Raw genomic sequence first — 23,972 nt, forward strand, 5'->3', positions numbered from 1 at the left:
GAACATCATGGCGCGTCGCGTACCAAGCGCACAAAATTGGCGATGCGCACCACGTCGCCCTGTGGGCCAAGGCCGTACGCTGACTGACCGCGAGCATCTTTACCGAGCAGGTAATTACTGACGTTGCCACTCTTGGGATCACTGCGCTGGGCACCAGCGCCATGCACGTCCAGCAGGCTGTAGCTGCTGCTGCCCGGCAAGCGCATCCAGCCCAGCGCCCGGCCAAAAGCGACATAGACCGCGCCGTTGCTATCGAGGTGGGTGGTGCTGGCCCAATACCAAGGGTAATCGGTGGTGCCGCCTTCGTTAGTGATAGCAGTTGCCGTGAACAGGGGGCTGAGTGCTGCCGATTGGGTGGTGGCTGGCGAGCGGCTGTAATCGACAATGCTCTGCAACTCTTTGGCGTTGGGCATACGCCAGTCGTTGTGGCCGAAAGCGTTGGCGCTGTTTTGCGCCTGCACCCAAGCCAAGGCGTCCTGCCAGTTTTTGGCAACGCCGCTGTCGGTCTGCGCCCACATCAGGCCGGTAGCGTGGTCAGTGATGGTGCCATCACCATTGGCCGATAGTTGATTAACACCATAGTTGCTGTTGCCGCGCACATAGCGGACATACAAGGTGCTGCCGGTTCTGCTGCCCGGCGTGTACTGGGGGTAGCCCTTGATGCGGCCATCAATGAAGTTGACGCCAAACACCGTTACATCGCCATTCATGGTGGTGCTCACGTACTTGGTGGCCGACCAGTCTTGGCCGTCAATCACTCGGCCCCCCGTGGCATCACCAAAGACGATCTCGAAATAGCGGGTGTCAATGTAGGGCACAGAACTGGCAGCCGTGGCCGCCGACTTGCCGTTAAAGTCGATCAGCGAATACAGCTCCTTGATGGTGGGCATACGCCAGTCGCTGTAGCCACCTACCCGGCTGCTGCTGGCCCCGGCGACGGCGGCGTCCCAAGTGACTTTGCTGCCGCGTGCTGCCACCCACATCAGCCCGGTATGCAGATCGGTGATGGTGCCATCGCCATTGTTTTGGTAAGACAGTTGCCGACCAGCAAACTGCGCGTCCTCGCCATAGAAAGCAGCCGTGGCGGTGGCGGGCGCACTGCCCAGCTCAGCGGTGTTGCCATAAAACTTGCGCTGGCCGGTATCGACCAGCGGATAAGTGGCACTGCTGCTCGCCGGGCACTGGGCTTGCCCCACCCAAAATGCCAAGCTGCCGATATCTTGCACCGCCCCATTGGAGGCGGGGCCAAGGTAGTAAACGTGGCTGTCCGCCGAAGAGACGGCCAGATAGGTGCTCAGGCTAGGGTAGTGGCGGTAGTAGTAGCTGCCGCTCTGGCCGCTAACGGCACCCGCCGGTGCGAACAGTTCAGGCGCATGGCTTTCGGCCCAAGCAAACAGGCAATCGGTTTGGGTGTTGGCCGCAGCGGCATGGCCTTGGGTAGCCAAAGCGAGCGACAGCGCGGCCATGCCGCAAAGGTGTTGAGACAGTCTCATGGGGTGTCCTTTCGAGGGAATAGGGTGGGCACAGCGGAACAACCTATAGATCGTATCAATTGCGCCTAGCCCCCTTCGTTCCACACTTGCATCATACGGACAACAGCCGTATGATTAAAATCTTGTTGTACGGAGGCTATATGGGAACACTCGCCATCAAAGACGCACGCATGGAGTTAAAAACCACACGCGAAACCAAAGAGCTTCTGAGCAAGGCAGCCATTTTGGATGGCATGGATCTGTCGGCTTTTATGCTGGCCTCGGCGATAGAAAAAGCACGGGCTGTTTTGCGTGACCATGCGGCCATTAACCTTTCTGCGGAGGGGCAACTCCAGCTGGTGAGGCTATTGCAAGCGCCCGCTGAACCCACTGAAGCGATGCAGAATTTTCGCCAGCAAGCGCGTTTGAAGGTGCGCGGCGAATGAGCTTCGTTATTGCTCGCTTTGATCCTACTATTAAATACACTGGACTGAATCAGTTTGATTGCCACTTGCATCCAGTGAATAAATTTGTCAAAGATTCGCTGAAAAAGCAAGTTAAACAAGGATTGAGTGTTGCCTACGTTCTTTTAGAGGAAGGGCAAAACGGAAACCCTGATCGGTTTGTCGGCTTCTACACCATTGCCAATCATGCGATTGCTGTGTCCGCCATTTCTACGCTGCAGCTAGGATCACTGCCAAAAACAATCCCTTGTATCCGTCTGATCATGTTGGGAATTCATGCTGGCGATGCAAAAAAAGGCTATGGTAGTCAACTCATGAACCATGCCTTTGATGTGATTAAGAGAAGTGCGCAGAGTGTAGGGTGCTATGGTCTTTACTTGGATGCAGATGCCGGAGCAGTAGCGTTTTATCAGAAATTAGGGTTTGTGCTCTTGGAAGGTGACAAAACACCCAATCCATCACCAATGTTTATTCCATTGTCTGCTATTCCATAAAGCCGGTAGGCTGTAGGTCAGGTTAGCGCAGCGTAACCGGACGCCGGTTTGCCCCAGCATGGCTTTGTTGGATGCGTAAAACCGACGTAAAAATAATTTGACCCTGGCCCCTTTATTCCTACAGCGTAACCCAATACCCTTTTTGGGTGACGCGGGTACACCAAAGGGGGGTTGGTGCAGTAGCAGAGAATTATGAACTATCTGCGTTGCAGGAAATTTGCCATGACCACAAATGCTAAGCCCCAAAGCCTTATTTTTTAGGCAGTACATGAAACTGCCACAGATTTGCATCATCTGGGGTTGATTGACAAGCGCAAGATGTTGAAATACGACACACTGTGTCTTGCACCAGTGCCAACGTACCACAGTGAAAAATCCGGGCCTTGCACGAAAGTTTCAAGCTCAGCCAATCGGTGCTGGCCGCATTTCTTAATATCAGCCTATCGACCGTGTGCAAATGGGAAATAGGCGATAAAACACCCCAGCGGCCCCTCTTTTAAACTACTCCACTTGCTGGAGCGCAAGGGTTTGGAGAGTTTACTGTGAATGAACTAAAGTAAGCGGCAGTTGGAAGCTGTCCGCTTAAGTACTGTGATTAGCGCCAATGCCAAAAATAATTCGAGCCTTGCACATTTATTCCTCACATACCGTAATATTTTGAGCTAAATGCAACACACAGTGGGGCTTCGTCGTACTGACACGAAACGCTAACCTTTAACTTTCTCCGATGATCGTAGTAAGTGTGATAATGCGTTTGCTTGCGAGCCAATTCAAGCTCAGAAATGCTTATACTCAAGGCACCCAAAGCCGCTTCGGAATCAAATTCTTGATTTTTATAATGAGGAGCCGTTTGTTTTAGCTCAACTTCGACATAGCTGATAAAGTTACCCTCTGCCTCAAGCAACAGGCGGCATTCTTTATTCTCTACAACAATATTCCCTACTTCATTCGCTTTTCCATCAACCTCCCTCTCGGCCCTCTCAATGCTCATTCCCATATATTGAAATGGCCTATGAAAAGGCTTTGACATCATTGATAGATTTCTAGAAAAAGCTTTGTCTGCGGCCGTTCCAAGGTTGTTGTGATATTTTATAGCCTGCATTGCACTTTTATTAAATACAACTCCAATACTATTTATCAAAGCCTTAAATGATTCTTCGTATAAGTTCTCGGCTTTAAAATCAGCGTAGAGCTTTCCGATCAAAAATCCTGGGGGATCGCATTCCTTTAACATGATTGGCAATACCTTTATTGATCGGCCATTTATTTGATTATTCATTGCCACATCGAGTTCGTTAACTACCCACGGAGCCTCTACCGAGTTCGGGGACAAAATTACGGCAAAATAATCAACACTTTCTATTCCCTGCCTAATTTTCTGAATCAGTGAATCTCCAATTTTCATCTCTGCTTCATCAAGCCAGTATTTGACACCATGCGCATCCAAATCCGCTGCCAGCTTACGAACAAATTCTTTATCTCTATGGTTATGGCTCAAGAAAACACTGATAGTCATTTTATTCAGCTTCTTATGTATAAGGTTGGAATTCAGCCGCCACTTGAAACGATCGGCTGGAGCGAGAGGTTAGGTCTCGCTGTGCTACTGCTTAGTATTTGCCGCTGGTATGTCGCCATGGCGCTGCCTATAAAGAAACTGTAGATATTCCTCAGCACACGAGATCAAATAAGGCTCTGCATGATTCATAAATCCGGGCACAACGTAAATACCTTCCGGGTCAAATTTTATTTTTTCGCGGTACTCCTTAAACCTCTTTCCCGGGTTTGTCTTTGGATTGCCATTGGCAGCCTTTCTATCAGTAATAGTGTAAAGATGCTTTTGGCATCTTGAAAATATCGTTTCTCCAATTGCTTTTCCGATGTACTTGACTTTGATGCTAAGCGGGTCAAAGTCATTTTCGGAACACTGACCATCATGCAAGAAGTATATTCCAGGAAAATTCAGATCGTCGATTAGGCGCTCGAATTGCGTTAGCGCAATCGGCTTACCAAAAGTGACTTCAAGGTGAAAATTGGCGACAAATGGATTTGGCATGATTGTGAGGCCTAACTATGATTAGACGACAGTCCCACGTTGACCGTCAGTCGGAAAAAACTGCACAATCCTACAGCACCCAAAGGAAAATTTGGGCAGATCGTATGGAGACAAAACTCATTTTTTGCGGATGGCAACTCGTAGATCAAAGTAGCACAGCAGGGCTTGCGCCTACCCGCCATCCACCGTTAGACTCGGCCCTATCGTGCGAAAAAGGCGCGATACGGGTTTGGACGCCCGGTTTTAGAAGGCGCAGCAGCCGCACCCTCCTTGGGGGACAGCGGCTTTTCTTTGGCTAGATGCTGCGCGCACGGCTTTTGCTTTAGGGCGGGCTGTGTGGGGACACCCGCGAGGGTGTGCCGGTTCCTTCTGCCGGTCGTCCAACCCTACACGGTCTGCCACCCTCTTTTGGACGGGAGGGGGGCAGGTTGACCACCTGTTCAGAAGGAGCCAATCATGGCTGACACCTTTCCCCACACTGCGGCCCCGCCGCAGGGCATTTCTCCGCCCCTGATGACCGCACAGGTCTTGCAACAGACTTTGCACGCGCTGCACCTTTTGCTGGCCGAGCCACCGCACAGCCACGCGGGCACTTGGAGCCAGCAGCGCCAACGCGCCCTGCTGTGGCGCAACCGCCAGCATTTGCCATTGTTGGCTGGTTTTCGGGCCGATGGCAGCGTCGATGTGTTGTTCGATGCCATGCGCTTGACTGCGCCCTAAGCGCCCGCGCCTTTCTTCCCTCTGTGGCCTCCCGGTGTCTAGCGGCTGCGCTGTGCAGCGGCCAGCGGGTGTGCGCCTGTGTGTTTGTGTTTTCTCTGTTGCGAGAGGTCTTGCCATGACCGACATTTTTTCTATTTGCCGCGCCAGCCTGCGTATGGGCCGTGCCGCTTGGCAGGTGACTTTGCCCAGTGGGGCCAAATTGGTGCTGTTGTGCATCATTAGCCATTACAACGATGCGCGGGGCTGTGCCTTTCCGTCGCTGGTGCGGCTGGCCCGGATGTGTGGGCTGCACAAACGCACGGTGCAAACGCATATCACGCTGCTGGTACAAAAAGGCGTGCTGCACGTAGGCAAAGCCCCCGGCCTCAGCACCAACGTGTACCGCATCAACGAGGCCGCTTTGGCCCCACAACCCAGCGCTACACACGGCAGCAGCCATGCAGAAAATTTACCCACCGGGGTGGCGTTTTCTGCATCCAGCAGTGGTGATTTTTCTGGCCCATATGCAGAAATCACCACCCAGAACGGAAGCAACGGAGTTCAACAGAAAAAGACAACGGAGCCACCCGCCACGCCTTGCCCAACACCAGCACCTCCAGCACCTGCACCCAAAGCCGAATCGTCATCTTCTTTATTTTTGCAATCCTTGCAAAATCCAGAGGATCAGGCCGCCTTGCAGGCTTGGCAACAGGTGCGCCGCGCCAAAGGCAGGCCCGCCTTGCCCAACGCGCTGCAATGCCAGCAATTGCTCCACCACGCCGCCAGCCTGAATCAACCTTTGGGCTGGGTGGTGCAGGTGATGGCCCTGAACGATTGGGCTTCGTTTGATCCGGCATGGCTCCACAACCAACGCCCACCGCCACGCTTACCCACCGTGGTCACACCGCCCAGCGCTGGCGTACAGCAGCCGCCCGAATCTCCGCCACCCCAACCACCAGCACCACCCCCAGTCACCCCAGAAGAGGCCGCCCAAGCCAAGGCCCGCATGGCGGCTTGGTTAGCGCAGTGGCGTGACCCAGAGCCTAGCCGCTTTGCGCCCATCACCCCCTGTGGCCTACCGTGGGCCGACACCATCATTGCCAACGCGGTGCGTGGCGAGCCCGTCAGCCATGCGGCGCTGCATTGCGCCTGTGCTGCGGCCAAGGTATCGGTGCAGGCGGTGCGCGCAGCAGCCAAAACAGCCAAAACAGCTAAAACAGCTAAAACAGCTAAAACAGAAAAATGTGAATCTGACCCCCATTTTTCTGCTCCGGGGTAATCGAATGGAAGTACAACAAAAAACGCGCCCGAAGGCGCGTTGTTGCAGGCTACAGCGGCAAGCGGTTTACTTAGAAACCACGCGCACCATTTCCAAGCACTTGTTCGAATAACCCCATTCGTTGTCGTACCAGCTCACGAGCTTGACGAAGGTGCCGTCCAGCGCGATACCGGCGTCGGCATCAAAGATCGAAGTGCGGGTGTCGCCACGGAAGTCGGTAGCCACCACCTTGTCTTCGGTGTAGCCGAGCACGCCCTTGAGTGCGCCTTCAGACTGAGCCTTCATTTCGGCCTTGATTTCTTCATAGGAAGCTGCGTTTTCCAGCTCCACGGTCAAATCGACCACGGACACGTCCGACGTGGGCACGCGGAACGACATACCCGTCAGCTTCTTGTTCAGCGATGGAATCACCACGCCCACGGCCTTGGCAGCGCCAGTGCTGGAGGGGATGATGTTTTCCAAGATGCCACGACCACCGCGCCAGTCTTTGTTAGAGGGGCCATCGACGGTTTTTTGCGTCGCGGTGGCAGCGTGCACGGTGGTCATCAGGCCGCGCTTGATGCCCCACTTGTCGTTGAGCACCTTAGCCACAGGGGCCAAGCAGTTGGTGGTGCAAGAAGCGTTAGAGATGATGGCTTCGCCCTTGTAGGTGTCGTGGTTCACGCCAAACACAAACATCGGGGTGTCGTCCTTGGAAGGAGCCGACAAAATCACCTTCTTAGCACCTGCATCAATGTGCTTTTGTGCCGTGACCTTGTCCAAGAACAGGCCGGTCGATTCGATGACGACATCGGCACCGACTTCGTTCCACTTCAGGTTGGCCGGGTCGCGCTCTTGCGTCAGGCGGATTTTTTTGCCGTTGACGATCAGGTTGGAGCCTTCCACCGACACTTCACCCTTGAAGCGGCCATGCACGCTGTCGTATTGCAGCATATAGGCCAGATATTCGGGCTCCAACAGGTCATTGATGCCGACGACTTCGATGTCGCTGAAGTTTTGCAGCGCCGAGCGCAGTACGTTGCGGCCAATGCGGCCAAAGCCGTTGATGCCAATCTTGATGGTCATGGGGTTTTCTCCAGAGTTGCTTGCCAAAATCGAAAAAAATTATTTGCGCTTGAGGGCCGCTTGCACGGTGGCGGCAACGTTCTCAGCGGTAAAGCCAAAATGCTCAAACAGTACCGGCGCAGGTGCCGATTCGCCGTAGGTGTCGATGCCAATCACGGCGGCGCAGCCGTACTTCCACCAGAAGTCGGTCACGCCCATCTCGACGGCAATGCGTGGCAAACCGGCGGGCAGCAGGGCCTTTTTGTACTTCACGTCTTGTTGGTCAAAGGTGGTGGTGCTGGGCATAGACACCACGCGCACGGCAATCTTTTTCTCGGCCAGCAGGCGCTGGGCCTTGAGTGCCAATTGCACTTCAGAGCCGGTGGCGATGATGACGGCTTGGGCCTTGTCTTTCAGGCCGACATCGCGTGGCTCGGACAGCACATAAGCGCCCCGGCTGATGTCGCCCAAATCGCGCTTGGGGGCGTAGGGCAGGTTTTGGCGGCTGAGTAGCAGCGCGGTAGGCTTGTTGCGGTTGGAGATGGCTACGCTCCACGCCACGGCGGTTTCTGCCGTGTCGGCGGGACGCCACACATCCAAATTGGGAATCAGGCGCAGGCTGGCAGCGTGCTCGATGGATTGGTGCGTGGGGCCGTCTTCGCCCAAACCGATAGAGTCGTGGGTAAAGACGTGTACCACGCGCAGCTTCATCAGCGCGGCCATACGGATGGCATTGCGGCTGTAATCGCTAAAGGTCAGGAAGGTGCCACCGTAGGGGATAAAGCCACCGTGCAGCGCCACACCGTTCATGATGGCGGCCATGCCAAACTCGCGCACACCGTAGTTGATGTGGCGGCCACCGACCAGTTGGCCGTTGATTTCGGTTTGCACCACGTCACCGGCAGCGTCAAAGCGCAGATTGGGCGTGCTCTTGGTATTGGTCAGGTTGGAGCCTGTCAGGTCGGCGCTGCCGCCCAGCAGTTCGGGCAAGGCGGCGGTAAAGGCTTCCAAGGCCAGTTGGCTGGCCTTGCGGCTGGCAACGGTCTCACCGTTGCGGTGGGCGTGGACGACGGTATCCACGGCCACTTGGGCAAAGCTGGCGGGCAGATCGCCATTCATGCGGCGGGTAAATTCTGCGGCCAGCTCTGGGAAGGCTTTGCTGTAGGCGGCAAAACGCTTGTTCCAATCGGCTTCCAATTTGGCACCGGCTTTGGTGGCGTTCCAGTCGGCAGCCACGTCTTTGGGGATGACAAACGGTGCGTGCTCCCAGCCCAGCTCTTTGCGGGTCAGGGCGATTTCTTCGGCACCCAATGGCTCGCCGTGGGCCTTGGCGGTGTTGGCACGGTTGGGGCTGCCTTTGCCGATGTGGGTCTTGCAGACGATCAGCGTGGGCTTGTCGGTGTTCTTTTTGGCTTGGGCAATGGCAGCATCCACGGCATCGGCATCGTGACCATCCACGGGGCCAATCACGTTCCAGCCACAGGCGGTAAAGCGCTGGGGGGTGTTGTCAATAAACCAAGGAGCCACTTGGCCGTCAATGCTGATGCCGTTGTCGTCGTACAGTGCGATGAGCTTGTTCAGCTTCCAAGCACCGGCCAAGGCCACGGCTTCGTGGCTGACGCCTTCCATCAGGCAGCCATCGCCCAAGAAGACATAGGTGTGGTGGTCAACAATGGTGTGGTTGACCTTGCCAGCCTTACGGTTGAATTCTTTAGCCAACAGCTTTTCTGCCAAGGCAAAGCCTACGGCATTGGTGATGCCTTGGCCCAGAGGGCCGGTGGTGGTTTCTACGCCGGGGGTCACGCCCACTTCGGGGTGTCCAGCAGTTTTGCTGTGCAACTTGCGAAAATCTTTCAGCTCTTGCATCGGCAGGTCGTAGCCAGTCAGGTGCAAGAGGGCGTACAACAGCATTGAGCCGTGGCCGTTGGAGAGGATGAAGCGGTCGCGGTCAGCCCACTTGGGGTTGGCGGGGTTGTGCTGGAGGTGGCGGCCCCACAGTGCCACGGCCATATCGGCCATGCCCATTGGGGCACCAGGGTGACCGGAGTTGGCTTGTTGAACGGCATCCATTGCGAGTGCGCGGATTGCATTCGCCATTTTTTGAGAGTTGGCCATGGGGCAGGTCCGGAGGGAGGGGTCGGTGGAAAGTTGCGGATTTTACTGTTGCTGACTTTCTAGCCCGCTACAGTGCAGGCCATGCCCGATTTATCTGCCACCACCAAGCCCCCCACCATCCCCGCACTGATCTTGGCCGCAGGCCGGGGCGAACGTATGCGCCCCCTGACCGATAGCACCCCCAAACCACTCTTGGCGGTGCAAGGCCAGCCCCTGCTGCAATGGCATTTGCAGGCGCTGGCCCAAGCGGGCGTGCGCCGGGCAGTGATCAACACCGCTTGGCTGGGTGAGCAGATCAGCAGTTACTTTGGGGCGACGTTTCAGGCTCCGTCTGAGGTGGGGGATACCCCAGCGCTGGCGCTGGTCTATTCACGCGAGCAACAAGATTTTGGCACAGCGCTAGAAACGGCTGGTGGCATTGCCCGCGCCCTGCCACAACTGGGCGATATGTTCTGGCTGGTGGCAGGCGATGTGTTTGCGCCAGAGTTTCGCTTTGCCCCCGAAGCCGCACAAGCCTTTGCCGCCAGCAACGATTTGGCGCATCTGTGGCTGGTGCCCAACCCGACCCATCACCCCAAGGGTGATTTTGGCCTCTCGGCCCAAGGGCGAGCGCTCAACCTGCCCGAAGGCGACCCCACACCGCGCTACACCTACAGCACCATCGCCCTGTTGCGGGCTGAGTTGTTTGCGCCACCGTGGTGTAACATTCCCACGGGCAATCCACAAGGCGTTGCAGCACCGCTAGCACCGCTACTACGCCTAGCGATGGATGCTGGACGGGTGGGTGCGTCGCTGTACCACGGGGCTTGGACTGATGTAGGCACGCCAGAGCGGCTGGCACAGCTAAATGCCAGATACCGCAGCGTCCAAAGCCGATAACCGACAGATGTTTGCTAGCCCTACCGACTAAGAACACCGCAACACTTGCACCAAGCCCCTACCATGCACCGCCTGCGCACCGCCTCCATCCTCGCCCGCCTCGTGCTGGCTTGGTTCGTTGCCGTGGTTGGACTGACGGGTGCGGTGCCCCTTATCCTGCCGCAGTCGCTGGAGCTGGTCTGCGGCGCTTCGGGTGCAGTCAAACTGGTAGTGGTCAGCGCAGTAAGCGATGGTGAATCCCCTTCCCGCCAGCAAGCGCTAGGCCCACACGGGCTTGATTGCTCGCTGTGCCTACAGCTACAGGCACCACCACCCAACCTGCTGCCAATAGCGTCACCCCGCGCCGCACAACAGCCCGTACCTATGCCCAACCAGGCATTGGTGTACGCGGCATCTTGGCAAGGGGCCGCGCTGCCTGCGCGGGGGCCACCTGCATTCACACCAGTCTGATTTTCAGGCGCTGCCTGTTGCCTTCCGGTTCACTTCGTTTATCACGCCCACCGACCGCTCCTGTCCATGTGGAGCGCCACGGGGGTTTACGGAACGCTAGGCGCGCCATTCCTAATCCGATTATCTTTTTGCGCTGCTCCTAAGCACCACACGCCTGTGGCTGTGGGTCGTGATGCTGTCGTGGGCTTACAGTCGCTCTGATGGGACTGTGGGTTGACCAGAGTGTTGCCCCTGCACTGTGCGGGGGGCTTGGAGTGCGGTGTGAACACCTTGCCAACCATGACTTCCAATTTGACTCTGTCTGTGCGCCATACGCGCTCTCTCACTGCCGCCGCTGTGGCTGCTGCCCTAGCTTCGCTTGCACCTTCTGTCTGGGCTGAATCTACACCCCAACCTGTACAGCCAACTGTCACTCCTGCCGTTGCAGAACCAACCAACGACGCAGCCCTGACGCTGGGTACCATCACCGTCCAGTCCGCACCCTCTGGCGCACTCAATGTGCGCAGCGTGTTTAGCTCGGTGGATATTCTGCGCGCCAGCGTACTGCAAGACCAGCATCTGGACTACAGTTGGGAGCTGCTGACCCGCGCGCCCGGTGTGCAAGTTACGCAGTTCAAGCAGGGCACGGACGCGGGGCGGTTTTCGATGCGCGGCTTCAACGGTGAAGGCCGCATCAATGCCGTTAAGCTGCTGATCGACGGCATCCCCAGCAACGACAACGCGGGCGGTATGCCATTTTTTGATGCCGTGTTTCCGCTCGACATCGAAGCCATCGAGATCGTGCGTGGCACCAACGACCCACGCTACGGCCTCAACAACATCGCGGGCAATGCCAATGTGATTACCCGCCAAGGCGGCAATGATGGCCAAGCCAGCGTGACACTGGGCAGTTTTGGCACGCACGAACTACAACTGAAAAAGGGGATTGAAAGCGGCAACTGGAGCCAAAACTACTTTGTAGCCACGCGAGAATCTGACGGCTACCGCGACCATACCGATGCCAACAAAAAGGCGCTCGCAGGCAAGTGGTTTTACACCAGCGACAGCGGCCACTGGCGCGCAGGCGTCATTGCCCGTTACTACAAAAACAAGGCGCTGGAGTCTGGCTACCTCACTGCCGAACAGGCCACCAGCGCACCGCGCAGCTCGCCCGCCTATGCGGCATGGGATCGCAGCGAGCGCGAAACGACACAGCTCAGTGCACACCTCGATGGGCAGTGGAACAACAACCTCTCTTGGGCCGCCAAGGCTTACACCCAACACTACGAAAATCAACGCTTTGTGCGCTTCTCAGCCGCAGGCGTGCAACAAGAGCGCGACAACGACGAAACCCATAAAGGACTCATCACCACACTGACTTGGCGTCCTGAGGTCAGCTGGGTACACGCCTTCACACTTGAAGGGGGGTTTGATGCACAGTGGCAAGACAACACCGCCCAACGCTACCGCACAGTGCAGCAGGCACGTACCTCGCAAATTCGCGACTGGAACTTTGACCTGAACACCAAGGGGGCCTATGTGCAGGCAGTGGTGCAGCCCGTGCAGGCACTCAAGATCATTTCCGCGCTGCGGGTAGACCGAGTAAGCGGCAACTTTACCGATGGTCTCAGCAAAACTACTTCACCCGTACATGACTACGGCACCATCACCCAGCCCAAAATCAGCATGGTCTATGCCCTGCGGCCTGATACCAGCGTGTATGCCAACTGGGGCCGCAGCTTCCAGATCGGCACAGGCATCGACAGTTACCGTACGGCATCGCAAAGTCGCAACCTCGCCCCATCGCTCAACGACGGCTGGGAAGCGGGCGTCAAGTGGCAACCTACTACAGGCATCGAGACCCGTGTGGCCTATTGGGAGCAGCGCGCCAGCGGCGAAGTAGCCCGCGTGCTGGGTGTAAATGGCCTGCCCGACCAAGGCGGCCAAGGCAACGTGGGCCGCACCCTGCGCAAAGGCCTAGACCTACAAGCAAACGCCCGATTGGACGCGCAATGGAGCGGCTGGGTGGCCTACTCATCGCAAATCTCGCGCATCACTGCACCCGACCCCAGCGCTCCCGCCACCACAGGCAAAGAAATCGAAAATGTGCCGCACTACCTAGCCATGCTGGGTGTGGACTACCAAGCCAGCCAACAACTCAAGCTCAGTGCCTGGGCCAACGCGCAGGGCAACTACTACCTAGAGCGTACCAACACCCTGGGCCGCACAGGCGGCTACGCACTGCTCAATTTAGGGGCCACTTGGCGCGTATCACCCACGGTAGATATGAGCGTGCAGCTCAAGAACGTGACCAACCGCAAATACGTTTATGCGTGGTATGACAGCGGCTCATCTGGCTACTCCCCAGGTGACGGCCCCAGCGCCTACGCCAGCGTGAGCTGGAAGTTCTGACCATGGCACGCACCCTGATTCCCTCCACAAAAGCTTCTGTTCAAAGCCACAACAGCGGAGAATTCGACGCCACCAGCCAAGCACTCACCACCACCAGCCTATACCGGGCTATATGGCGCTGGCACTTTTACGCTGGGCTACTGGTACTGCCATTGCTCATCTGGCTGGCCGTCACGGGTGCGCTCTACATCTACCACGATGGCATCGACCAAAACGTACACGCCAACCTACTCACCGTGCCCACACCCACCAATGGCACCGCCCAACACCCTCACAGCGCCGTGCTGGCCGCAGCACTTACCGCCCAACCAGGCGAATGGTTTAAATACACGCCCCCAGCAGCGCTGGGCCGCTCTACCGAAGTGGGGGTACGCACCAGCGATGGCACTAAAGTGGCCGTGTATGTAGACCCATACCAGGCCCGTGTGCTTGGTACCCTGAGCGACCGGGGAACCCTAGGCTGGACAATACGCAAGCTGCACAGCCTCAAATACTTCGGTCCAGTGCAACGCGGCTTTATCGAAATGGCTGCAGGCTGGTCTATCTTGCTGGTGGTTACGGGCTTATACCTGTGGTGGCCACGCGGGCGCAAGGCAGGCATTGTCAGCATGCGTGGCATTCCCAGCCAGCGCATGTACTGGCGTGATCTGCACGCCGTGACTGGCCTCTTAGTAGGCGTGGGGCTGCTATTTTTGGCTATTACCGGTATGCCCTGGTCGGTGCTGTGGGGCGCTAAAGCCAACCAATGGGCCAACGGCCACAACTTTGGCTACCCTGCAGGAGTGCGTGTGCAACTGCCTCTGTCGGGCCAGCCCCTAGCAGCAGATGCCCTCCTGCCTTGGACACTGCAACAGACCCAACAGCCCGGCAGCAGCGCACCCCCCGTAGTCGCGAAGGTGGCCGACAACCCCCATGCAGCGCACGATGGCGACGCACCTACTACAACAACGCTAGGCCACTCTGCCCATACCGTCCACCCACCTGCACCGTTGGGCCTAGACGCACTAATGACCCAAGTGCAGCGCCTACAACTGGCCCCCGGCTACACCATCAACCCACCCAAGGATGCGCAAGGCGTATTTACCGCCTCCGTCTACCCACACGACCTAGCCCGCCAGCGCGTGGTACATCTTGATCAATACACTGGTCAGCCGTTGCTAGATGTGTCTTACGCCGACTACGGCCCGTTGGGCCGCTGGCTAGAGTGGGGCATCAACATCCACTTAGGCCAAGAGTTTGGCGTGACCAACCAGCTGCTGCTAGTTGCGGTGTGTGTAGGCATTGTGTTGCTGTGCGTGTCGGGCGCAGTGATGTGGTTTAAGCGCCGGCCCGCCGGTGGCGCAAGGATACCGCCGTTGCCTGCGCAGCAGCGCGCTCTTGTCGGCGTAACAGCCGTACTGGCTGTAGGCGGTATGGTGTTTCCGTTGGTGGGAATGTCGATGGTGATAATCGGAGTGGTAGATGCGGTCGTGCTGAAATGGAGGTACAGGAGTTGAAGTGTTGATCGTGGAGATGTATTCAAACATTCACTCAGAACGTGTTCACGATCTAAAAGCTTACCCAGTAGTTTGGATGGCCGGGTACACCTACCTGCGATGTGTATCGCCACCTAACCCACACGCCTGCACGTTGCATCCACCTAGCAGAAAATACCCCCTATGGATGCACCTCTGAGCCACGCCCCCTCCTCCTTGTATGCCCAACGCCGTGCGGCGTTGGCGGCCCAACTGGGTGCTGATGGCATTGCCATCATCCCCACTGCGCCCGAGCACTCGCGCAACCGCGACAGCGAATTTCTGTTTCGCTTTGACAGCTATTTTCACTACCTGTGCGGCTTTACCGAGCCCCAAGCGTGGTTGGTGATAGACGCCAGCGGCCACACCACCCTGTTTTGCCAGCCCAAAGACCTTGAGCGTGAAATCTGGGACGGCTACCGCCTTGGCCCCGAAGCCGCCCCTGCCGCCCTAGGGGTAGATGCCGCATTTTCTGTGGCCGAGCTAGACCAACGCCTGCCGCGTTTGCTGGAAAACCGCGCCACCGTGTGGTATCCCTTTGCCATCCATACCGGGCTAGAAAACCGCGTGGCGGGCTGGCTGGGCAGCGTGCGAGGCCGCGCCCGCCAAGGGGCGCTGTGCCCGGATGGGCAGCGTGACCTGTGCGCCCTGCTGGATGAAATGCGCCTCATCAAAGATGGCTACGAGCAAGCGGTGATGCGCCGCGCTGCACAAATCAGCGCGCAAGCCCATATCCGCGCCATGCAGCGCAGTGCGGCCATGCTGCGCACTGGGCAAGATCTGCGCGAATACCACCTCGACGCCGAACTGCTGCACGAATTTCGCCAACACGGTTCGCAATACCCGGCCTACAGCTCAATCGTCGCTGGGGGGGCCAATGCCTGCGTGCTGCACTACCGGGCCGACACTGCCCGCATCCACGATGGCGATTTGGTGCTGATAGATGCGGGCTGCGAACTCGACGGTTACGCCAGCGACATCACCCGCACCTTTCCTGCCAATGGGCGCTTTAGCGGGCCACAGCGGGCGCTTTACGATCTGGTGCTGGCCAGCCAAGAAGCGGCGGTGGCCGCGACACGCGCTGATGCCCGTTTTAATGACCCGCACAACGCCACCGTGGCCGTACTGGCCCAAGGGCTGCTCGATTTGGGCTTGCTCAACGCTAACCAAGTAGGCAACGTGCAAGACGTGATTGAAAAGCGCGCCTACTTTCCGTTCTACATGCACCGCACCAGCCACTGGCTGGGCATGGATGTACACGATTGCGGCAGCTATGTGGAGCCATCCGAAAGCCACCAAACCACCGAGCGCCAAGACCCGCTCACCGGCCAAACGGTACAAGAGCGCCCCAGTCGCATCCTGCGCCCGGGCATGGTGCTCACCATAGAGCCGGGCCTGTATGTGCGCCCCGCCCCCGGCGTGCCTGAGCAGTTCCACGGCATTGGCATCCGCATTGAAGACGACGCCATCGTGACCGATACCGGCTGCGAACTCATCACCCGTGGCGTGCCGGTAGCTGCTAACGAGATTGAGGCGCTGATGCGCCACACCAGCACCTGCGGCTGATTCTCCACCCATAGCCATCCATGCCCGCGCTGCAAGTGTTTACCTCGTGGCGTCAGCAGGGGGCATGGTGGATGCAATGGCTGCTGGCGTTGGCACTGCTCTGGCCCGCACTGGCCCCAGCCCGCGATCACATCACCGAACGCGCTTGGCTAGAAGACGCCTCAGGCCAGTGGCAGCTAGAGGATGTGCGCACCAAGGAGTTCACGCCCTATGAGGGCCTGCTCAGTCGGGGTTACGGCCTGTCTGCGATTTGGATACGCCTGCGCATTGATCCAGCCACCAATCCACCCTCCGCCCTGAGCGAGCAACTGGTGCTGCGCATGCGCCTGTCCTATATGGACAAGGTGGAGCTTTTTGACCCACTGGCCGCCGCCGCGACCACCCCCTTCAACTACCGCTCACTCAACTTTAACTTTTTGCTGCCCAGAGGTGATGCCCCCAGAGACATCTATTTGCGCCTGCAATCGCAGGGCACCCGCACCAAAGCCATTGAGGTATTCACCCTAGAAGAAACGCTAGAGAGAGACCGCCAGCAAGAGGTGATCTATGCCATTTACCTGTCGGGGCTGCTGGTGTCGTTGTTGTGGGCTTTGTTGCACTGGCTCACCCTGCGCGAGCGGGTGATTGGCACCTTTGCCTTAAAACAGGCACTGGCCTTTTTTTGGTCACTGTCACTGCTGGGCTATGTGCGCTGGATACTGGGCGAAGACGCCCCCAAGTTTGTGGCTCTGATGGTGGTCAGCTTTACCGCCGCTTCGGCCTACTTTGACTACAGCCTGTTTCGTGAATACCAGCCGCCGCGCTGGGCCTTGCGCGTACTGCTGGGCCTGATAGCGCTGTGGCCGCTAGAGGCGGGGCTGATCCTAAGCGACCAAATTTCTAGCGCTTTGCACATCAATATGGTGGGCGCCCTGCTGATTGTGAGCTGGAGTTTTGTGATTGCCCTGTTGGCCCGGCCCCGCACCGGGCACCCAGCACCGGCTATCCCGCAATGGGGGTTGGTGGTGTTTTACGGCGTTATTGGCCTATCCATTGTGGTGACGGCACTCATGTTGCTAGGGGTGTTCCATAGTGTGCTGTTGGCGCTGCACGCCCTGCAAATTCATGGGCTAGTAACCGGGGTCATTATGGTGATTTTTTTGCAGGTGCGAGCGCAGCGCATAGCCCGACGCCAAGCCCAAGCCGTGACCGATCTGGCCGTGGCGCAAGAAAATGCCCGGCAGGAACAAATCCATCGCCAAGAGCAAGAAAAATTACTGGAAGAAATCCGCCAACTGGCCTTCCACGACAGCCTAACCCACCTGCCCAACCGACGCTTGCTGCTCGAATGCCTGCAACTGGCGGTGGCGCACAACCAGCGCACCGGCCACCACAGCACACTGCTATTTATGGACTTGGACAACTTCAAACCGCTCAATGATGCCCACGGGCACCATGTGGGCGATTTGCTCTTGATAGAAGTGGCGCAACGGCTGCGGCAATGTGTGCGCGCTGGCGATACGGTATCGCGCTTTGGCGGTGATGAGTTTGTTGTGTTGCTCAATGACTTTAGCACCGAGGCCAGCACAGCACGCCCACAAACCCAAGCGGTGGCTGAGAAGATTCTGACCTGCTTGGGGCAGCCCTACCAGCTCCAAGCAGACGACAGCGATGCCGCCAGCACCGTCGAGCACCATTGCAGCGCCAGCATTGGCATCCGGCTGTTTACCACGGCCCCAGACAAAATCGAAGATTTGCTCGATCAGGCCGACGCCGCCATGTATGCCGCCAAAGCCGCAGGCCGCAGCACCATCCGTTTTTACACTAGCCCAGAAGTGCCCGCGTGAGCAGCATTAACGCTGCACCTCTTGCAGCCACTGCGCTAACTCTTGCGCAGCCTGTGCCGCCGCTTCGGCCAGGGCACGGGTGCCCCCCACTGCGTCGGCACTGGTAGCGGGCTGCCGCACCGTAAATAGGCGCTGGCCGAGCAATTGGTCTCCCGTGGCCCCCGGCACCACCACTGTGGCACGCACGCGAACCAACCCCACGCTGTCGCTGGGGCTGGTAAAGACTTGGCTGAACTCTTCCAGTTGCACACGCAGCACCGCTGGGCGCGCTCCGGTGGCCCCCGGTGCAGCGGCGCGGGCATCGGTGGCGCGCAGCACGGCGCGGCGCTGGCCCAGCGCCGTGCGCAGCTCTTGCTCCAGCAATTGCGCGGGTGGCTGGCTCCAGCGGGCCAACTGGTAGGGGCGCAACTGCCGGGCATCGGCATAGGCCAGCCGGTACAGCACGGCGGTGCTGGCATCGGCATAACTGGCCCCTTGCACATCGGCCAACACCACCGCAGACAAGGGCGTGCGCGGGTCAGCAGGCTGGGGCATGAGCAAGCCGGGGCCAAAATCGTACAGTACTGGGCGCGCTGGTGACTGTGGCACGGCGGCACAACCGCCCAGCAAGAGCAGCCCCGCGAGGCTGCACAGCCCAAGCCAAGGTTTTGTTCGGGCAGCAATGTTGGCGTACATAGTCTGCATTGTCCTCATGGTTGGGCCAAGGGCACCGCTGGCTCGGCAAAGCCAGGCTCGCCGGGGCCGGGCACAGCCCGGCCAGAGCCATACAGCAGGGCTTGGGGGTTGTCGTTCAGGTTGGCAGCCACCCGACCCAACTGGCGGGCGGCATAAGAGGCATCGTCACTGACGCCTTCGATGTGGGCCAAGGTGCTGTGGTTAAAGCGGTCAATGGCATGGCTGAGGGCTTGGGCACCCACCGTGACTTGCTCTAGCGCGCCGCCTTGGGCGTTGAGCTGCCCCGCCGTACGCCCCCAAGCGCGGGCCACACCAGCCACCTCAGTGCTGGTACTTTGCAGCGATTGCAGGGTGCGGCTGGTCTCTTGCGCCAGCGGCGGCAAAGCCGCCAAGGCGGGGTCAAGCCGCTGGCTGACGGTGGCGTCTAAGCGCCGTCCCAGTGCCCCGACACTACCAGCGGCTTGGCCGATCTCGGTCAAAGCGGTGCCAATGCGCTGCTGGTTGTCATCGCTGAGTAATTGGTTGATGCGCTGCACGGCCTCATCCACCCGCCCCAAAATGGCTTGGCCTTGGTCAGCCAATTGGCTAAACGGCGAGTTGCGCAGCGGCAGCCGGGGCAAGCCACTGGGGCCTGCGGGCAACCGGGCCTGTGGCTCTCCGGCATCATCGAGCAGCACATAGGCCAAACCCGTCACGCCTTGGTAGCCCAACACGGCAAAGGTGCTGGGCGTGAGGGGGGTGTTTTCATGCACGGCAATGCGGATCAACACATTGCCATTGATTTGGGGGTCAAAACCGATGTGCGTCACCTTGCCCACCGCTACGCCTTTGTAGCGCACCGCCGCTTGCGGCTGCAAACCGCTCACACCAGCGCGGCTCGAAAGCTCATAGGCATGGTAGTTGCCAGCATCGCGCGTGAGCCACATACCTAGGCCCGCCACCAAAGCCGAGACAATGAGCACAAACAGCCCGGCGGCTAAAGCATGGGCTTTGTTTTCCATCAGACCTCCTGTAGGGCCAAGGGGGGTGCCATTGCACGGCGGCCCCGCTCGCCCCGGAAAAATTGTTCCACAAAGGGATGATCGAACCGGGCTACCTCGGCGGGCGGCCCAGTGGTAATGACTTTTTTATCGGCCAGCACTGCCACGCGGGTAGCCAAGGCAAACAGGGTATCGAGATCGTGCGTCACCATCACCATCGTCGTGCCCAGCAGCGCTTGCAACTCACGCACCAAGGTGCAAAACTCATCCGAGCCATGCGGGTCTAGCCCAGCGGTAGGCTCGTCAAGCAGTAGCAGGGGCGGGTCCATGATGAGGGCGCGGGCCAGCGCCACACGCTTGATCATGCCACCCGACAAATCAGCAGGCATCCGTGTGGCGTGTTCGGGTTTAAGGCCCACCATCTGCAACTTGACCATGGCCGCATCACGCACTACGGCAGCGGGCAGTGTGCCTTGCTCGTTCAGGGCAAAAGCGATGTTCTCCAACACATTAAACGCCGAAAACAGCGCCCCATGCTGAAACAGCATCCCCACCCGGCTGGCCGCACCGCTGCCGCCCATCTCGTGGGCTGGGCGGCCCAACACCGTGACCGTGCCACGGGCGGGCTGGGCCAGCCCCAACATTTGGCGCAGCAGCACGGTTTTGCCCGTGCCTGAACCGCCCACCAGTGCCAGCATCTCACCGCGCTGCACCGTCAAATCCAAATCTTGGTGGACGCTAAAAGCGGCAGCACCCTTGCCAAAAACGCTCCAGAGGCGGTCAATACGTACCACCGGGGTGGGTGCAGGCATGGTCAACATCAAGAAAAGCCTACGGTTTTGAACAGCACCGCAAACAGCGCATCCACCATGATGACCATAGTGATGGCCGTGACCACCGACGCCGTGGTGCCCTCGCCTAGGCTTTGGGTGTTGGGTTTCACGCGCAGCCCCCAATGGCAACCAATCAGGGCGATCAAGACACCAAACACCATCGATTTAGACAAGGCCAACCACAGGTTGCCCAGCCCCACTGCCGCTGGCAAGGCTTGGTAAAAATAGGCCGGAGAGATACCCAAGGCCAGCTCGGCGGCCAACATGCCACCGGCCAGTGCCGCCAGCGTCGTCCACACCGCAATCAGCGGCATGGCCACAGCCAGCGCCAGCGCGCGCGGCCACACCAGCCGCAGCCCCAAAGGAATGCCCATGACGCGCATGGCGTCCAACTCTTCGGTCACGCGCATCACGCCAATTTGTGCCGTGATGGCCGAGCCGGAGCGCCCCGCCACCAAAATGGCTGCCAGCATAGGCCCCAACTCGCGAATCAGCGAAATCCCCAAAATATTGACGATAAAAGCTTCCGCGCCAAACTGGCGCAATTGCAGGCTCATCAGATAGGCCAACACTACGCCAATCAAAAAGCCCACCAAGGCCGTAATCGGCAGGGCCATCGCCCCCATGCGGTACAAATGCCCCGACACATCACGCCACGGCGCACGGTAGGGCCGGCGCAGCAGGTACAGGCTATCGATCAGCAATTGCCCCACCAGTTGTAGCAAATGCCGGGCATGATCTAAGCCATGCAGCACCAGCACCCCCAGCCGGTCGATTTGCTCGGCCAAGCGCCAAGGCGGCGCGGGCGGTGGCGAGGTGCTGTACTTCGCTGCCCTCTCTAACAGGCTGCGGTGCTGCTCTTGCACCTGCAAGCGCTGCGGCCAAGCGCGGCCCCAATGCAGCCACAGCAGTTGCGCCCCCACATGGTCAAGCCACTCCAGCCCACGCAAATCCCAGCCTAGGCTGGGGCTGGCGGGCAGAGAGGCCAATTGGGCCGACAAAGCCCGCCATTGCCTGCGATCTCCCAAAGCCGCAGCGCCCCAACGGCCAGACAACTGCACCCACGGCCCTTCGGGGCTGTCGGTGCGTAGCAGGCGGGGCGAAGCGTCGGACATGGGCAGGCGTGCAAAAGGGCAGAAAAACGGACGGTGCAGCCACCATCAAGTGGTACATGGTAGCGCGCCTGCCCAAGCTGCCCCTACAGCCCCCTGCCTGCGGGCGCTCAAAACGAACGTTTGTACGCACTAACGAATGCCGCCCACATAGCGCGGGGCCAATGGTGGCGGCGCAGCCAAAGCCGCTTCGGGGCTGTGCGGCAATGGCGTGCCCAGATGCAACAACGGCGCACTGACCACCGGAGCGTTGGCAGCTTGCTGCACCGCCTGCTCTAGGCGCTGCGCCCATTCGGCCAGCTCAGTCAGTTGGTCGGCCTGCGCCCGTTGCCGGGCAAAGCGCACAATTTCTTTGGCATAGTCGGCATTGCAGGCCATCCATTCGGTATCAGTCACCCGACCCGTTTTGCGCCGCAGCAGCACATGCATATGGGCAGCAATCGCCATGATGTCGGTATCGTTCATGCAAGACTCCTTACCTTACTTAATTACCCAAACGCTCGCGGTGCAGAGAAATGTCTAGCCCGGTCAGTTCATCCTGCACATCCACGCGCAAATCAACCACCACCAGCTGGGTCAGCCACAGCAGCAGCGCGGTGGCCACGAGGCTGTAAGCCATCACGGCCAGCACACTGAGCATCTGCGTGAGTAGGCTGCCTTCGACACCCCCAATAGACTTATCGGCCAGCACGCCAGTGAGCAAGGCCCCGACAATGCCGCCAATGCCATGCACGCCAAACACGTCTAAAGAATCATCGGTGCGCAGCAGGCGTTTGAGTCCGGTGGCTCCCCAATAACAGGCCAGCCCGGCCACGCCGCCAATCAGCAACGCAGCTGCTGGAGTGACAAACCCCGCCGCTGGGGTGATGGCTACCAACCCCGCCACCAGCCCCGAACACAGGCCGAGCAACGAGCCACGCCCGCGCACAATGGCCTCTGCCAACATCCAAGCGGCGGCACCAGCAGCAGCTGCAATGTGCGTCACCGCCAGTGCCAAACCGGCCCGCCCTCCTGCCGACAGTGCCGAACCTGCATTAAAGCCAAACCAACCCACCCAAAGCAAGCTGGCCCCGACCATCGTCAGGCCCAAGTTGTACGGCTCAAACGCCTCACGGCCATAACCCTTGCGCGGGCCTAAAAACCAAGCGCACACCAGCCCAGCCACACCAGCGTTGATATGCACCACCGCCCCCCCGGCAAAATCGAGCGCTCCCATCCGGGCCAACCACCCCCCCGGCTCCCACACCCAATGGGCCACGGGCGCATAGACCAACAGCGTCCACAGCGACATAAACAGCAGCAGCGCCGAAAACCGCATCCGCTCCACCAATGCCCCCACCACCAGCGCCGCCGTAATAATGGCAAACGCGAGTTGAAACATCGCGTACACCGATTCTGGGATGTGCGGTGCCATGTGGCTCACGGCCACTTGGCCCCTGCCGATTTGGTAGTCCAGCCCGGTAAACCACAAACGGGCATTGCCACCCAGCCAAGAGGAGCCGGGCGTAAAGGCCCAAGAGTAGCCCACAGCAAACCACAGCAAACTGACCAAGCAAGTAATGCCCAGCACACTGGCCATGGTGTTGAGCACGTTTTTGCGCCGCACCATACCGGCATAAAACAGCGCAATGCCCGGCAGCGTCATCAGCAACACCAGCGCCGTTGACACCAGTATCCAGACCGTATCTGCATCGTGCAAAGTGTCTTGCGCGACCAAAGTCGGGCGTATTGGGGCAGAGGCGACTTGGGCGCTGGCTGGCCCCCAAGCCAGCAGCATCCCTAGCGCCCACACCATCATCAGCCCGGCCTTGTATCGTTTTGTTTGCATGAGCATGGTTCTCCCTGCGTGGATGTAGTGCCCTAGCTACTGCACAAGCCATGCCAAGCCCGAAACGGCTGTTCTGCCGGAATAAAGCGGCCACTGCGCCCCAGAACAGGGGCAGGGAAACTCCCTATGCACCTGACCGGTGCATCCGGCTACATTAACAGCACTCGATGGCGCATCGCAATGTGCCGGACGAGGGGCTGAGGAGACAAACCACAAAGCCACAACCATATTTTTAAGCATCCGTTATGAGATGCGACCCCCTTCCCAGGCGCTGACTTTATGTCAGCGCCTTTTTTTT

Annotated in this window: 20 protein-coding genes and 1 pseudogene; 10 read left to right on the forward strand and 11 right to left on the reverse strand. The window is 58.8% G+C overall.

Annotated features, from left to right (window positions below):
- Positions 1-5: 5 nt before the first annotated feature.
- Complete coding sequence (locus BMX55_RS09255) at positions 6-1,493, reverse strand: Lcl C-terminal domain-containing protein (RefSeq protein WP_091456399.1); 1,488 nt, start codon at positions 1,491-1,493, stop codon at positions 6-8.
- Between the two features lie 140 nt (positions 1,494-1,633).
- On the opposite strand from BMX55_RS09255, the gene BMX55_RS09260 reads away from it, so the two are divergent.
- Positions 1,634-1,918 carry a type II toxin-antitoxin system TacA family antitoxin gene (locus BMX55_RS09260; RefSeq protein WP_177172867.1) on the forward strand — a complete coding sequence of 95 codons (285 nt, stop codon included), beginning with the start codon at positions 1,634-1,636 and terminating at the stop codon, positions 1,916-1,918.
- Positions 1,915-2,430: a GNAT family N-acetyltransferase gene (locus BMX55_RS09265; protein WP_091456404.1), complete on the forward strand. Its 516-nt coding sequence runs from the start codon at positions 1,915-1,917 to the stop codon at positions 2,428-2,430. The genes BMX55_RS09260 and BMX55_RS09265 overlap by 4 nt, the downstream gene beginning before the upstream one ends.
- A gap of 640 nt (positions 2,431-3,070) precedes the next feature.
- Here the strand turns inward: BMX55_RS09265 and BMX55_RS09275 are convergent.
- Both BMX55_RS09275 and BMX55_RS09280 read right to left on the reverse strand, forming a co-directional pair.
- Positions 3,071-3,946, reverse strand: a complete 876-nt coding sequence (locus BMX55_RS09275) for a toll/interleukin-1 receptor domain-containing protein (RefSeq protein WP_091456407.1) — start codon at positions 3,944-3,946, stop codon at positions 3,071-3,073.
- Between the two features lie 84 nt (positions 3,947-4,030).
- The gene (locus tag BMX55_RS09280; RefSeq protein ID WP_091456409.1) at positions 4,031-4,483 is read right to left on the reverse strand and encodes a hypothetical protein; all 453 of its coding nucleotides are present in this window, start codon (positions 4,481-4,483) and stop codon (positions 4,031-4,033) included.
- Positions 4,484-4,939: 456 nt separating this feature from the next.
- Here BMX55_RS09280 and BMX55_RS09285 point away from each other — a divergent pair, with 456 nt between their 5' ends.
- On the forward strand, positions 4,940-5,203 hold the full coding sequence (locus BMX55_RS09285) for a hypothetical protein (protein ID WP_091456413.1): 264 nt from the start codon (positions 4,940-4,942) through the stop codon (positions 5,201-5,203).
- A gap of 115 nt (positions 5,204-5,318) precedes the next feature.
- A complete protein-coding gene (locus tag BMX55_RS09290; protein ID WP_091456417.1) occupies positions 5,319-6,461 on the forward strand; it encodes a helix-turn-helix domain-containing protein in 1,143 nt (380 codons plus the stop codon).
- 66 nt (positions 6,462-6,527) lie between these two features.
- Here the strand turns inward: BMX55_RS09290 and gap are convergent, their stop codons facing one another.
- Both gap and tkt read right to left on the reverse strand, forming a co-directional pair.
- Entirely contained in the window at positions 6,528-7,526 is a 999-nt protein-coding gene (gene gap / locus BMX55_RS09295) for a type I glyceraldehyde-3-phosphate dehydrogenase (protein WP_091456419.1), read from the reverse strand.
- A 39-nt stretch (positions 7,527-7,565) separates the two neighbouring features.
- A pseudogene (gene tkt / locus BMX55_RS09300) lies at positions 7,566-9,632 on the reverse strand (transketolase); the annotation flags it as partial.
- 69 nt (positions 9,633-9,701) lie between these two features.
- Between tkt and BMX55_RS09305 the strand changes: the two are divergent.
- The 6 genes from BMX55_RS09305 (at position 9,702) to BMX55_RS09330 (ending at position 18,246) form a co-directional block, all read left to right on the forward strand.
- Positions 9,702-10,499, forward strand: coding sequence for a nucleotidyltransferase family protein (locus BMX55_RS09305; RefSeq protein ID WP_091456425.1), 798 nt, complete (start codon positions 9,702-9,704; stop codon positions 10,497-10,499).
- A 63-nt stretch (positions 10,500-10,562) separates the two neighbouring features.
- Positions 10,563-10,949 (forward strand): DUF2946 family protein, encoded by a 387-nt coding sequence (locus tag BMX55_RS09310; protein ID WP_091456776.1) that lies wholly within the window; start codon positions 10,563-10,565, stop codon positions 10,947-10,949.
- A 291-nt stretch (positions 10,950-11,240) separates the two neighbouring features.
- Entirely contained in the window at positions 11,241-13,340 is a 2,100-nt protein-coding gene (locus BMX55_RS09315; RefSeq protein WP_091456778.1) for a TonB-dependent receptor, read from the forward strand.
- A 2-nt stretch (positions 13,341-13,342) separates the two neighbouring features.
- Positions 13,343-14,836, forward strand: a complete 1,494-nt coding sequence (locus tag BMX55_RS09320) for a PepSY-associated TM helix domain-containing protein (protein WP_091456427.1) — start codon at positions 13,343-13,345, stop codon at positions 14,834-14,836.
- A 162-nt stretch (positions 14,837-14,998) separates the two neighbouring features.
- Positions 14,999-16,420: an aminopeptidase P N-terminal domain-containing protein gene (locus BMX55_RS09325; RefSeq protein ID WP_091456429.1), complete on the forward strand. Its 1,422-nt coding sequence runs from the start codon at positions 14,999-15,001 to the stop codon at positions 16,418-16,420.
- Positions 16,421-16,440: 20 nt separating this feature from the next.
- Positions 16,441-18,246 carry a diguanylate cyclase domain-containing protein gene (locus BMX55_RS09330; RefSeq protein WP_091456432.1) on the forward strand — a complete coding sequence of 602 codons (1,806 nt, stop codon included), beginning with the start codon at positions 16,441-16,443 and terminating at the stop codon, positions 18,244-18,246.
- 6 nt (positions 18,247-18,252) lie between these two features.
- Here the strand turns inward: BMX55_RS09330 and BMX55_RS09335 are convergent, their stop codons facing one another.
- The 6 genes from BMX55_RS09335 to BMX55_RS09360 all read right to left on the reverse strand — a co-directional run bounded on the left by BMX55_RS09335 (position 18,253) and on the right by BMX55_RS09360 (position 23,623).
- Positions 18,253-18,921 (reverse strand): ABC-type transport auxiliary lipoprotein family protein, encoded by a 669-nt coding sequence (locus tag BMX55_RS09335; protein ID WP_091456434.1) that lies wholly within the window; start codon positions 18,919-18,921, stop codon positions 18,253-18,255.
- Positions 18,922-18,935: 14 nt separating this feature from the next.
- A complete protein-coding gene (locus BMX55_RS09340) occupies positions 18,936-19,922 on the reverse strand; it encodes an MlaD family protein (RefSeq protein WP_091456436.1) in 987 nt (328 codons plus the stop codon).
- Complete coding sequence (locus BMX55_RS09345) at positions 19,922-20,713, reverse strand: ABC transporter ATP-binding protein (RefSeq protein WP_091456783.1); 792 nt, start codon at positions 20,711-20,713, stop codon at positions 19,922-19,924. Before BMX55_RS09345 ends, BMX55_RS09340 begins: the two co-directional genes overlap by 1 nt.
- Positions 20,714-20,721: 8 nt before the next feature.
- On the reverse strand, positions 20,722-21,849 hold the full coding sequence (locus BMX55_RS09350; RefSeq protein WP_091456439.1) for an MlaE family ABC transporter permease: 1,128 nt from the start codon (positions 21,847-21,849) through the stop codon (positions 20,722-20,724).
- A 129-nt stretch (positions 21,850-21,978) separates the two neighbouring features.
- On the reverse strand, positions 21,979-22,311 hold the full coding sequence (locus BMX55_RS16725; RefSeq protein WP_245751356.1) for a hypothetical protein: 333 nt from the start codon (positions 22,309-22,311) through the stop codon (positions 21,979-21,981).
- 19 nt (positions 22,312-22,330) lie between these two features.
- Positions 22,331-23,623, reverse strand: a complete 1,293-nt coding sequence (locus BMX55_RS09360) for an ammonium transporter (protein ID WP_245751366.1) — start codon at positions 23,621-23,623, stop codon at positions 22,331-22,333.
- Positions 23,624-23,972: the final 349 nt, after the last annotated feature.

The sequence above is a fragment of the Giesbergeria anulus genome (assembly GCF_900111115.1).
In the GTDB taxonomy this organism is placed as follows: domain Bacteria; phylum Pseudomonadota; class Gammaproteobacteria; order Burkholderiales; family Burkholderiaceae_C; genus Simplicispira; species Simplicispira anulus.

Excerpts from the sequence above, each read along its gene's own strand:
- BMX55_RS09255 (WP_091456399.1), bottom strand. The coding sequence starts at position 1,493 with ATGAGACTGTCTCAACACCTTTGCGGCATGGCCGCGCTGTCGCTCGCT.
- BMX55_RS09260 (WP_177172867.1), top strand. The coding sequence starts at position 1,634 with ATGGGAACACTCGCCATCAAAGACGCACGCATGGAGTTAAAAACCACA.
- BMX55_RS09265 (WP_091456404.1), top strand. The coding sequence starts at position 1,915 with ATGAGCTTCGTTATTGCTCGCTTTGATCCTACTATTAAATACACTGGA.
- BMX55_RS09275 (WP_091456407.1), bottom strand. The coding sequence starts at position 3,946 with ATGACTATCAGTGTTTTCTTGAGCCATAACCATAGAGATAAAGAATTT.
- BMX55_RS09280 (WP_091456409.1), bottom strand. The coding sequence starts at position 4,483 with ATGCCAAATCCATTTGTCGCCAATTTTCACCTTGAAGTCACTTTTGGT.
- BMX55_RS09285 (WP_091456413.1), top strand. The coding sequence starts at position 4,940 with ATGGCTGACACCTTTCCCCACACTGCGGCCCCGCCGCAGGGCATTTCT.
- BMX55_RS09290 (WP_091456417.1), top strand. The coding sequence starts at position 5,319 with ATGACCGACATTTTTTCTATTTGCCGCGCCAGCCTGCGTATGGGCCGT.
- gap (WP_091456419.1), bottom strand. The coding sequence starts at position 7,526 with ATGACCATCAAGATTGGCATCAACGGCTTTGGCCGCATTGGCCGCAAC.
- BMX55_RS09305 (WP_091456425.1), top strand. The coding sequence starts at position 9,702 with ATGCCCGATTTATCTGCCACCACCAAGCCCCCCACCATCCCCGCACTG.
- BMX55_RS09310 (WP_091456776.1), top strand. The coding sequence starts at position 10,563 with ATGCACCGCCTGCGCACCGCCTCCATCCTCGCCCGCCTCGTGCTGGCT.
- BMX55_RS09320 (WP_091456427.1), top strand. The coding sequence starts at position 13,343 with ATGGCACGCACCCTGATTCCCTCCACAAAAGCTTCTGTTCAAAGCCAC.
- BMX55_RS09325 (WP_091456429.1), top strand. The coding sequence starts at position 14,999 with ATGGATGCACCTCTGAGCCACGCCCCCTCCTCCTTGTATGCCCAACGC.
- BMX55_RS09330 (WP_091456432.1), top strand. The coding sequence starts at position 16,441 with ATGCCCGCGCTGCAAGTGTTTACCTCGTGGCGTCAGCAGGGGGCATGG.
- BMX55_RS09335 (WP_091456434.1), bottom strand. The coding sequence starts at position 18,921 with ATGTACGCCAACATTGCTGCCCGAACAAAACCTTGGCTTGGGCTGTGC.
- BMX55_RS09340 (WP_091456436.1), bottom strand. The coding sequence starts at position 19,922 with ATGGAAAACAAAGCCCATGCTTTAGCCGCCGGGCTGTTTGTGCTCATT.
- BMX55_RS09345 (WP_091456783.1), bottom strand. The coding sequence starts at position 20,713 with ATGCCTGCACCCACCCCGGTGGTACGTATTGACCGCCTCTGGAGCGTT.
- BMX55_RS09350 (WP_091456439.1), bottom strand. The coding sequence starts at position 21,849 with ATGTCCGACGCTTCGCCCCGCCTGCTACGCACCGACAGCCCCGAAGGG.
- BMX55_RS16725 (WP_245751356.1), bottom strand. The coding sequence starts at position 22,311 with ATGAACGATACCGACATCATGGCGATTGCTGCCCATATGCATGTGCTG.
- BMX55_RS09360 (WP_245751366.1), bottom strand. The coding sequence starts at position 23,623 with ATGCTGCTGGCTTGGGGGCCAGCCAGCGCCCAAGTCGCCTCTGCCCCA.